The 9,146-nt window shown below is 71.8% G+C and carries 11 protein-coding genes and 1 pseudogene; 7 read left to right on the top strand and 5 right to left on the bottom strand.

Features of this window, described 5'->3' with window-relative positions; translation table 11 throughout:
* The 3 genes and pseudogenes from FRW57_RS12290 to FRW57_RS12280 all read right to left on the bottom strand — a co-directional run.
* Positions 1–252 (bottom strand): annotated as a pseudogene (locus tag FRW57_RS12290) (hypothetical protein); the annotation flags it as partial.
* Positions 249–1,013 (bottom strand): response regulator, encoded by a 765-nt coding sequence (locus tag FRW57_RS12285; RefSeq protein ID WP_152186098.1) that lies wholly within the window; start codon positions 1,011–1,013, stop codon positions 249–251. The gene FRW57_RS12285 and the pseudogene FRW57_RS12290, both read right to left, overlap by 4 nt.
* Positions 1,010–2,116, bottom strand: a complete 1,107-nt coding sequence (locus tag FRW57_RS12280) for a sensor histidine kinase (protein ID WP_137120317.1) — start codon at positions 2,114–2,116, stop codon at positions 1,010–1,012. Before FRW57_RS12280 ends, FRW57_RS12285 begins: the two co-directional genes overlap by 4 nt.
* Before the next feature lie 150 nt (positions 2,117–2,266).
* Here FRW57_RS12280 and FRW57_RS12275 point away from each other — a divergent pair, with 150 nt between their 5' ends.
* The 7 genes from FRW57_RS12275 to def all read left to right on the top strand — a co-directional run bounded on the left by FRW57_RS12275 (position 2,267) and on the right by def (position 7,418).
* Complete coding sequence (locus FRW57_RS12275; protein WP_137120316.1) at positions 2,267–3,247, top strand: ABC transporter ATP-binding protein; 981 nt, start codon at positions 2,267–2,269, stop codon at positions 3,245–3,247.
* A 1-nt stretch (position 3,248) separates the two neighbouring features.
* Complete coding sequence (locus tag FRW57_RS12270) at positions 3,249–4,103, top strand: ABC transporter permease (protein WP_152186097.1); 855 nt, start codon at positions 3,249–3,251, stop codon at positions 4,101–4,103.
* A 111-nt stretch (positions 4,104–4,214) separates the two neighbouring features.
* On the top strand, positions 4,215–5,018 hold the full coding sequence (locus FRW57_RS12265; RefSeq protein ID WP_137120314.1) for a TrmH family RNA methyltransferase: 804 nt from the start codon (positions 4,215–4,217) through the stop codon (positions 5,016–5,018).
* A 161-nt stretch (positions 5,019–5,179) separates the two neighbouring features.
* On the top strand, positions 5,180–5,350 hold the full coding sequence (locus FRW57_RS24035) for a hypothetical protein (RefSeq protein ID WP_202911393.1): 171 nt from the start codon (positions 5,180–5,182) through the stop codon (positions 5,348–5,350).
* A gap of 5 nt (positions 5,351–5,355) precedes the next feature.
* A complete protein-coding gene (locus FRW57_RS12260; RefSeq protein ID WP_238384511.1) occupies positions 5,356–6,207 on the top strand; it encodes a PH domain-containing protein in 852 nt (283 codons plus the stop codon).
* 104 nt (positions 6,208–6,311) lie between these two features.
* Positions 6,312–6,731 (top strand): VOC family protein, encoded by a 420-nt coding sequence (locus FRW57_RS12255; RefSeq protein ID WP_137120313.1) that lies wholly within the window; start codon positions 6,312–6,314, stop codon positions 6,729–6,731.
* Positions 6,732–6,845: 114 nt separating this feature from the next.
* A complete protein-coding gene (gene def, locus FRW57_RS12250) occupies positions 6,846–7,418 on the top strand; it encodes a peptide deformylase (protein ID WP_137120312.1) in 573 nt (190 codons plus the stop codon).
* 12 nt (positions 7,419–7,430) lie between these two features.
* On the opposite strand, the gene FRW57_RS12245 is transcribed toward def, so the two are convergent.
* Both FRW57_RS12245 and cbiQ read right to left on the bottom strand, forming a co-directional pair.
* A complete protein-coding gene (locus tag FRW57_RS12245; RefSeq protein ID WP_137120311.1) occupies positions 7,431–8,246 on the bottom strand; it encodes an energy-coupling factor ABC transporter ATP-binding protein in 816 nt (271 codons plus the stop codon).
* A complete protein-coding gene (gene cbiQ / locus FRW57_RS12240; RefSeq protein ID WP_238384510.1) occupies positions 8,243–8,989 on the bottom strand; it encodes a cobalt ECF transporter T component CbiQ in 747 nt (248 codons plus the stop codon). Before cbiQ ends, FRW57_RS12245 begins: the two co-directional genes overlap by 4 nt.
* Positions 8,990–9,146 lie beyond the last annotated feature (157 nt).

Here is a 9,146-nt window from a genome sequence, read left to right as displayed (position 1 = left end):
CGAGCGCGGGCGCAGGTCTGGCCGGGCCAGGGCGAGTTGGCCCAGGGCGAGGCGCGCGGCGCCGAACGTCGCGGGCATCCGATAGGCGACGTATGCCGTGACGTCGGCCGGCGTCGCCAGGATCGGCTCGTGCGCGGCGCCACCGGTGCGGTAGCGCGAGATGAGCCGTTCGACGGCGGCGGTCAGGGCGACCCGGTCCACGCCCGCGGTAGCGGTGTCCAGCGCCTCGCGCAGCTCGTCGGTGAGGGTCACCGGCTTCCCTCACCGGTGAGCAGGCCGCGTTCGAGGGCACGCAGCACGGCCTTGGTCCGGTCGCGCACCCCGAGCTTGAGCAGCACCGAGGAGACGTGGTTCTTGACCGTGCCCTCGGCGAGGTGGAGGGCCTCGGCGATCTGCCGGTTGGCGAGGCCCGCTGCCACCAGGCGCAGCACCTCGGTCTCCCGCGCGGTGAGCGGCTCCACGACCTGCTCGGGAGCCGACGCCGGTCCACGGTCGGTCAGCCGTGCCAGCAGACCGGCCGTGACGGCGGGCTGGACGAGCCGGCCGCCTCGGGCCAACGTCTCGATGGCATGGACCAGCTCGTCGAGGGTGACGTCTTTCAGCAGATAGCCGCGAGCGCCCGATCTCAGGGCGTCGAGCACGGCCTCGTCGTCGTCGAACGTCGTGAGCACCAGCACGGGGGGCCGGAACTCGCGGTTCGAGAGCTCCTTCAGGGTGGCGGCTCCGTCGAGCCGCGGCATGCGCAGGTCGAGCAGCACGACGTCAGGCCGCACCCGCTGGATCGCCGCGAGCGCCTCGATCCCGTCGGCCGCCTCGGCCACGACCTCGATCCGGTCCGCAAGGTCCAACAGGCTGCGAATCCCCTGCCGCACCAACGTCTGGTCGTCGACCAGCAGCACTCGGACGGACGCCCTCCCCCCACCGCCGTGGTCGCGACCATCGGCAGTCTCGGGGCCGTCGGCGGGATCGTCATCGACCTCCCGCGCACCAGCCGTTGTCCCGTCCCCGGTCATGCCGCTGTCCTGAGCCGCGCCTCGACGCGGAACCCGTCGGCGCCGTCCCAGGAGAGCTCGCCGCCCAGCCGGCCGACCCGTTCGCGCATCCCGGTCAGTCCGTGGCCGACCGCGACCTCGGTCGCCCCGCGCCCGTCGTCCCGGGCAGAGAGCACGAGCTCGCCCCCGTTGCAGGTCAGTGTGATCCAGAGGTGCTCCGCCTCGGCGTGCCGCATCGCGTTGGTGATGAGCTCCTGGACGCAGCGCAGGACGACCTCCGCCTCGTCCTCACCGAGCTCGTCCAGGTCGCCGTGGACGTCGAGGACCACCCTGGGCGTGGGCACGGCAACGGCCAGGTCGGCCAAGGCCCTCCCCAACCGCGCCCGTGGCTCGCGGAGCCGACCGACCACCTGGCGCACGTCGCTCAGCAGGTCCTTGGCGATGACCCGCGAGCGCGCCACCGGTTCGGAGGCGGGTCCCTCGGCCAGATGGGAGGCGACCTCGAGGTTGACGGCGAGGGCGCTGAGCTGGTGCCCGACCAGGTCGTGCAGGTCACGGGAGATCCGCAGCCGCTCCTCCACCTTGCTGGTCTCCGCCAGTCTTCCCTGGGCCGCTGCCAACTCGGCGTTGGCGACACCCAGCTCCTCCCGCATCCGATGCTCGCGCAGGCTCGTCTCGACCATGACCAGCGCGAAGAGCTGGAACACGGCATACATGACGGCCACCGCGGCGCCGAAGCCTCGGTCACCGTCCTGGAGCACACTGGCCACGACGAGCACGGCCGTCTGGATCCCGATGAGCGACAGCGTCGCCCAAACCTGCAGCAGGAACGCCGCGGTCGCCACGAAGATGACCATCGGGACCGCGGAGATGCCGTAGTCCGGGGCCAGCAGGTAGGTCAGCAGCACCGCGACGAACAGTGGCGCCAACAGACCCCGGGCCGCCCGGACGCCCACACGGTCGGCGCACAGCAGCCCGAACGTCCCCAGGCCGGCGGCGTAGGCCACCCACCACCATGGCGAGACGGTCGCGGCCAGCCCTGACAGCAGGGCGACCAGACCCACGAGGACGTAGCCCAGCAGGCCGGCCCCGCTGGTCAACCGGTCCAAGGACTCGTCGGCCACCTCTGCAGCATAGGTCGCCGACGTCAACGGTCGAGGTGCCGGAAGTCATGGGTGCAGGTCGTGACTGCCGGCACCTGTCTCGGCGGCGTGCCCGCCCTAGCGTCGAGTCGACGCAGGCGCCGCCGGCGCATCGGCGAGAGCGAGGCTGGCATGGACCCTCAAGAGGCGCGCAACGTGATCGAGGCAGTGGACCTGCACAAGTCGTATGGCGAGGTGCCCGCCGTCGTGGGTATCGACCTGCAGGTCACCGCCGGCGAGGTCGTTGCCGTGCTCGGGCCCAACGGGGCCGGGAAGACGACGACCCTCGAGCTGCTGCTGGGCCTGCGATCACCCTCGGCAGGCCGCGTGACCGTCTTCGGCCTGCCGCCCCACCACGTGGCGGTCCGGGGCCGGGTCGGCGCCATGCTGCAGGACACCGCCGCGCCGGAGAGCCTGACCGTGACGGAGATGGTCGACCTGGTCGGTCACTACTACCCGCACGCCCTGCCGACCGCAGACGTCGTGGCCCGTGCCGACCTGTTGGTTCACGCGAGCAAGCGGGTCACGCAGCTGTCCGGGGGGCAGCGCCAGCGACTCTCGTTCGCGGTGGCGATCGTCGGTGATCCCGACCTGCTCTTCCTCGACGAACCCACGGCTGCGCTCGACGTGCACGCGAGACAGGCGTTCTGGGAGCAGGCCCGCGAGTTCGCCCGGCTCGGCAAGACCCTCCTGTTCTCCACCCACAACCTCGCCGAGGCCGACCTGGCGGCCGAACGCGTCATCCTCATCAACCACGGCCGAATCGTCCACGACGACACCCCTGCCCGGATCAAGTCGCTGATCCCCGGCAAGACCATCGAGCTGCTCACCGACGCCACAACCGACCAGCTCGAGACCGTCAAGGGTGTGCAGCAAGTGGCGACGCTCCACGACCGGGAGGCACCCGGCATACGCGAGTCCTCTCGTCCAGGGCTGCACCGCTTGCGTCTGCAGGTCGCCGAACCCGAGCCCGTCCTGCGCGCCGTCTTCGCGGCAGGGCACCGGGTCGAGGACCTGACCGTCACCGAGGCCAGCCTCGAGCAGGCCTTCCTGCACCTCACCGGCGACCAGGGCGACCCGGCGACCACCGCCCCACGCACGAGGAGACACTGACATGGCCGGCTTGACCACACCGCAAGCGTTTCCGCATCGGCTGAGTCCGAGTGAGCGGCCCTCCACCGGCATCCTCGGACTGCTGGCGACGCAGGTGCTGATGGAGGTCCGGCGCTACCGCCGGTTGCCGGAGTACTTCATCGGTGTGGTGGTCCTGCCGGTCATCCTCTACACGATGTTCGGGCTGCCCGAAGCGGGGAAGGTGCTCCCCCGCGGCACCGACGTCGGGGCGATGATGTTCGTGTCGTTCGGCTGCTACGGGGTCGTCAGCCAGGCGCTCTTCTCGTTCGGCGGCGAGCTCGCGGCGGAGCGCGGTAAAGGGTGGCTCCGACGCCTGCGGGCGACCCCGATGCCGATGTGGGTCTACTTCGCCGGCAAGGTCGCGCTGAACCTGGTGTTCACGGCCGTGACCCTCGTCGGCATGGCCGCGGTCGCCGTCGTCGCCGGTGGGGTGTCGTTCGACCCGCTCCGTCTGCTGGCCTGCGGCGGTCTCATCGTGACCGGGGTCCTCGCCTTCTCCACGATGGGCTCGGCGATCGCCTACTGGGTGCGCCCCCGGGCCGTGGCGACGATCGTCAACCTGGTCTTCCTGCCGTTGTCCTTCCTGTCGGGGTTCTTCTACCCGCTCGACCAGCTGCCCGGTGTCTTCACGACCATCGCGCAGGCCCTGCCGACCCACCACTTCGGGCTGCTGGCCTGGGGTCTCATGGGTCCCGCCGAGGACATGGACGCCTTCGGCAACCCGGCCACCGGCAGCACCACGCTGCACGTGGTCGTCGTGCTCGCCTGGTGGTCCGCGTGCGGACTGCTGACCGTCCTCGGTTACCGCCGGGACCTCGACCGGGAACGTTCGTAGCGCCGGCCGGCACCCGGCCCCACGGTGCTCGGTATCGTCGGGACGTTCAACGGGCTCCGCCGGACCGGTCCGGCGGGTGGGCCCGGCGCGGCGGCTGTGAGGACTCGGCAGGTGGCACACCAGACGGCAGGCGACCACCGAGGGTCCGGCGCGCCAAAACGCTCCCCCCGCGAGTCGTTCATCACGGTCTATGGCCGCAAGCCGGTCCAGGAGGTGCTGCTGGACGACGAGCTCGCCCTCGACAAGCTCGTCGTCGCCGAGAACGTCTCCCGGCCCGCCGTGAAGCACCTGCTCGAGCTGGCCAAGCGGCGCGGCGTGCCCGTCGAGTGGGCCACGCCGCAGCACGTCAAGCGGCTCGCGGGCAACGGCAAGCACGACCAGGGCATCGTGGCCGATGTGGTCGCTCCCGGGCTGCGCTCGCTGGAGGAGTTCGCCCGGCTCGCGCCCGCGACCGCCGCGGTGCTCGTGCTCGACGGGGTCACCAACCCGGCCAACGTCGGGATGATCATCCGCACCGCCACCGCCGCCGGGTTCGACGCGATCGTGCTGCCGAGCGCCGGTTCGCCCGGGGTCGGGCCCCTGGTGATCAAGGCCTCCGCCGGTATCGCCTACCGCGCCAGCATCGTGCGCTGTCGGCGCCCCGAACACGCGCTGCAGGCGCTGCGCGCGGCGGGCTACACGACATACGGCCTCGACGCCTCGGCCCGCGAGTCGATCTATGACGCACGGCTCGAGGCACGCTCGGCCTTCGTGCTCGGCAACGAGACGGACGGGTTGTCCGACGCGTGCCGCGAGCTGGTGGACGTCGACCTGGCGATCCCCATGCACGGCGGGGTGGAGTCGCTCAACGTGGCGAGCTCGGCGGCCGTGCTGGCGTTCGAGGTCGCCCGGCGCCGTCTCGCAGGCTCCACCTGACGCCCCTCGGCCGCTCGTGGGAAAGCGTCGCCACGGCGCGCCTCACCAGTCTCAACCGTCACACTGGCACGATGGTGGACGAGTTGTGGCCACGTCAGCACTGCCATGATGAGCACATTGACGCAAGGTCAGTGGGACCCCCATCCGACCAAGGAGCACCGATGTTCAACCTGAAGCGGCTGCTGCAGTTGCTCGTGGTCGCCTTCATCATCTACGCGATCTTCACCTCGCCCGACCGGGCCGGCGACATCCTGCACTCCGCGTGGGACGTCATCGCCCAGGGCTTCAAGTCGCTCGGCTCCTTCTTCGACTCGTTGCTCGGCAGGGGGTAGCCGTCGTGGCGCGTGCGGGACCGGGCGTCCCCCACGGCACGACTGGCCGCTACCTGCTCGACGGCGAGTCGATGATCATCGCCGTCCACCAGCACTGGGCCAAGGTGGCCGAACCCGTCGCGTCCACGCTGGCTGGCCTGCTCCTCGTGCTCTGGGTCAGCGTCGTCGCCCCGGCCAGCCTCGGCGTGCTCACCAACCTGCTGTGGTGGGCGTGGTTCGTGCTCGTCGCGCGGATGCTGTGGAAGGTGCTCGAGTGGCGGCACGACTGGTTCGTCGCCACCGACAAGCGGTTGCTGCTCACCTACGGCCTGGTCACTCGCAAGGTCGCGATGATGCCGCTGACCAAGGTGACCGACATGTCCTACAACCGCTCACCGATGGGGCGCCTGCTCGGCTACGGCCGGTTCGTGATGGAGAGCGCGGGGCAGGACCAGGCGCTGCGCTCGGTGGGTTGGGTGCCCGATCCCGACCACACCTACCGCGCGATCTGCGCCGAGATCTTCGGGGTCAGCGACCACGACCGGGTGCGGCACCTCGACGAGGGCGAACCGCTCGACGAGGCCGCGTATGACGTGCCCCTCCCGTCGGACCCCGGTGACGACCCGGGGTGGGCGGTGTCCTACGAGGACGCGGAGCCCTACAGCGCCGTCCACCAGGACTCCACGGGCATCCCGGCCGATGGCCTCGAGACCTTCCCCGGCGAGACGCACGCGGACGCCGACTCGCAGTCACGGGCGATCCCGACGCGTGGGCCGTCCGACGCCGGCCGCTCGGTCTACCGCAGTCCCGATCTGCGCGGCCGGGGCAAGGACGACACCGGACCGATCCCACCGTTCCGGCGCGATCCCACGCTCTGACGTCCTGGGCTCCGGCCGAGCAGCCGGATCGGGCAACGCCCGGTGCGGCGCCCCCGCGGAGCGCTCGTCGGACGGCTGTCGGCGCACGCACCTAGAGTCTGCGCATGGCACTCACGTTCCAGGTCGTCATCGACAGCCACCACCCGCACGAGCTCGCCGACTGGTGGGCCGAGACGCTCGGCTGGAGCGCCGAGCCGCAGGACGAGGCCTTCATCCGCAGCATGATCGAGCAGGGGCTGGCGAGCGAGGCCGACACGATGCGGCACCGCGGCGCGCTGGTGTGGAGGGAGGGGGCCGCGATCAACCCGCCCGAGGGCGGCCCACGAGTGCTCTTCCAGCTCACCGACGAGGACAAGGCCGGCAAGAACCGGATGCACCTCGACCTGCGCGACGTCCCCGAGGACCGCACGGAGCTGTATGCCGGGCTGGTCGCCCGCGGCGCGCGGGAGCTGTGGCGCGCTCGGCAGGGGCCGCACGAGTGGGTGACCTTCGCCGACCCGGAGGGCAACGAGTTCTGCGCCTGACCGGCGGCGGGTCCCGGCCGCCGGCCGAGCCGGCGCGGGACGGGTGGGCACTCGGCTTACGGCGTCGATTAGGGTCGTGGCGTTGATGATCGGGGACACGAAAGGCTGCCGCGGATGACCGTCCGGGAGATCACCGTCGTCGGGCACAAGGCCCTGCACCAGCGCACCAAGCGGGTCAAAGAGGTCACCGACGAGGTCCGCGCGCTCGTGGCCGACATGTTCGAGACGATGGAGGCGGCCGACGGTGTCGGGCTCGCCGCCAACCAGGTGGGGTCGCGGCTGCGGCTGTTCGTCTACGACTGCCCCGATGAGGAGACCGGTGAGCGCCGTGTCGGGCACGTGATCAACCCGGTGCTGGAGAAGAAGGGCGCGCCGGGGGTGGCCGACCCGGAGCACGACCTCGAGGGGTGCTTGTCCGTGCCGGGCGAGTCGTTCCCGACGGCACGGCCCGACTGGGCCCGCGTCACCGGCACCGACCTCGACGGCAACCCGGTCGAGCTCGAGGGCACGGGGCTGTTCGCGCGCTGCCTGCAGCACGAGACCGACCACCTCGACGGCGTCCTCTACCTCGACCGCCTCAGCGCCCGCTACAAGCGTGAGTCCCGTGAGGCGATCAAGGACCGCGGCTGGGAGGCCGCCCGGATCACCCGGTGGGATCCCTCCGCCGGCAAGGCCGAGGACGTCTGACCCGGGCCCGCATCAGCTGGGCAGGCCCGGGACGGACAGCGGGTCGAAGCCGTAGGGCAGCTCGAGCCGGTGGGCGTCCATGAGCTCGCGGTCGGCCAGCAGCTCCCGGGTCGCGCCGTCGGCGACGATCCGCCCTTCGTCCATGAGCACCGCCCGCGAGCACAGCTGCAGCGCGTAGGGCAGGTCATGGGTCACCATCAGGACCGTCACGTCCAGACCGGTGAGTATGTCGGCCAGCTCGCGGCGGCTGGCCGGGTCCAGGTTGCTGCTGGGCTCGTCGAGCACCAGCACCTGCGGTCGCATCGCGAGCACCGTTGCCACGGCCACCCGCCGCCGCTGTCCGAACGACAGGTGGTGGGGGGGCCGGTCGACGAACTGCGCCATGCCGACCTGGTCGAGCGCCTCGAGAACCCGGGCGCGCAGCTCGTCACCGCGCAACCCGAGGTTGGCCGGGCCGAAGCCCACGTCGTCGGCGACGGTCGGCATGAAGAGCTGGTCGTCGGGGTCCTGGAAGACCAGGCCCACCCGGCGCCGGACCTCCTGCAGGTTGGCCCGCTCGACGGGCAGCCCACCGATCCGCACCGCGCCACTGCCCGTGCCCCCGGTGACCGCCCCCAGGATGCCGTTGAGGTGCAGCACGAAGGTCGTCTTGCCTGCACCGTTGGGCCCGAGCAGCGCCACCCGCTCGCCCGCCGCGATGGTGAGGTCGACGCCAAACAGCGTCTGCCGGCCGTCGGGGTAGGCGAAGGCGAGCCGCTCGGCCGCGATCGCGGGGGCCGGCTCGGTCGTGGTCTCGGACCTCGCCGGTGCGCTCCTGCCCGGGCTCATCGCGCGCCCAGCCGGAACCGGGCGACGAGGAGCACCGCGAGCGCCGCGACCGGCAGCACGGCGCAGCGGACGACCTGCGCCGCCGACGTGGAGTCCGAGGACAGCGTGGGCATCCGGCCGTCGTAGCCGCGGGCCAGCATGGCGAGGTGGACCCGCTCGCCGCGCTCGTAGCTGCGCACGAACAGCGACCCGGCACCCGCCGCGACGGCCTTGAGGTGGCCGACCCGACCGCCCGAGTATCCCCGGGACTCGCGCGCCACCCGCATCCGTTGCAGGTCGCCGCTGACCACCGAGACGTAGCGGACCATGAAGGACAGGATGGCGACGAGCACCGCTGGCAGCCGGAGCCGTTCGAGGCCGGCGAGCAGATCGCGCGGCGCGGTCGTGGCCGCCAGCACGATCGCCGCGACCACACCGAGGGTGGCCTTGGCGAGCAGCGTGCCACCGCCCAGGAGTCCCTCGCGCGACAGCGACAGGCCGAGCACCTCCACCCGTGGCCCGGTCGCGACGAACGGCATCAGCAGGGCGAAGACCACGAAGGGCAGCTCCACGACCATTCGTCGCCCGGCGAGGCCGAGCGGCACGCGGGCGACCAGGAGCGTGGCGACGAGCAGCACGGCATACGTGCCGAAGGCCCACCACGTGCCCGCCGGCGTCGCGACGGCGACCAGCACGAAGCCGAGCAGGGCGAGGACCTTGCCGTGGGCGGGCAGGCGGTGGACCGGGCTGTCGGCGAGGACCACCAGCCCGTCGGTGGCGGACGCTCTGTTCCGACTCTCACGCGCGGCCACGGTTCAGGCGTCGACGCGCGGGCGCGCCTGCGGGCGGTGCGGCGCGGGGCTCGTGGCGCGCCGACGGACGAACGACGCGATCAGGTAGAGGACTGCGAGGACCACGCAC

The organism is Segeticoccus rhizosphaerae (assembly GCF_009192725.1).
GTDB lineage: Bacteria > Actinomycetota > Actinomycetes > Actinomycetales > Dermatophilaceae > Segeticoccus > Segeticoccus rhizosphaerae.
The sequence above is the reverse complement of the archived record's forward strand: the minus strand, read 5'-3'. Positions and strand labels throughout refer to the sequence as shown.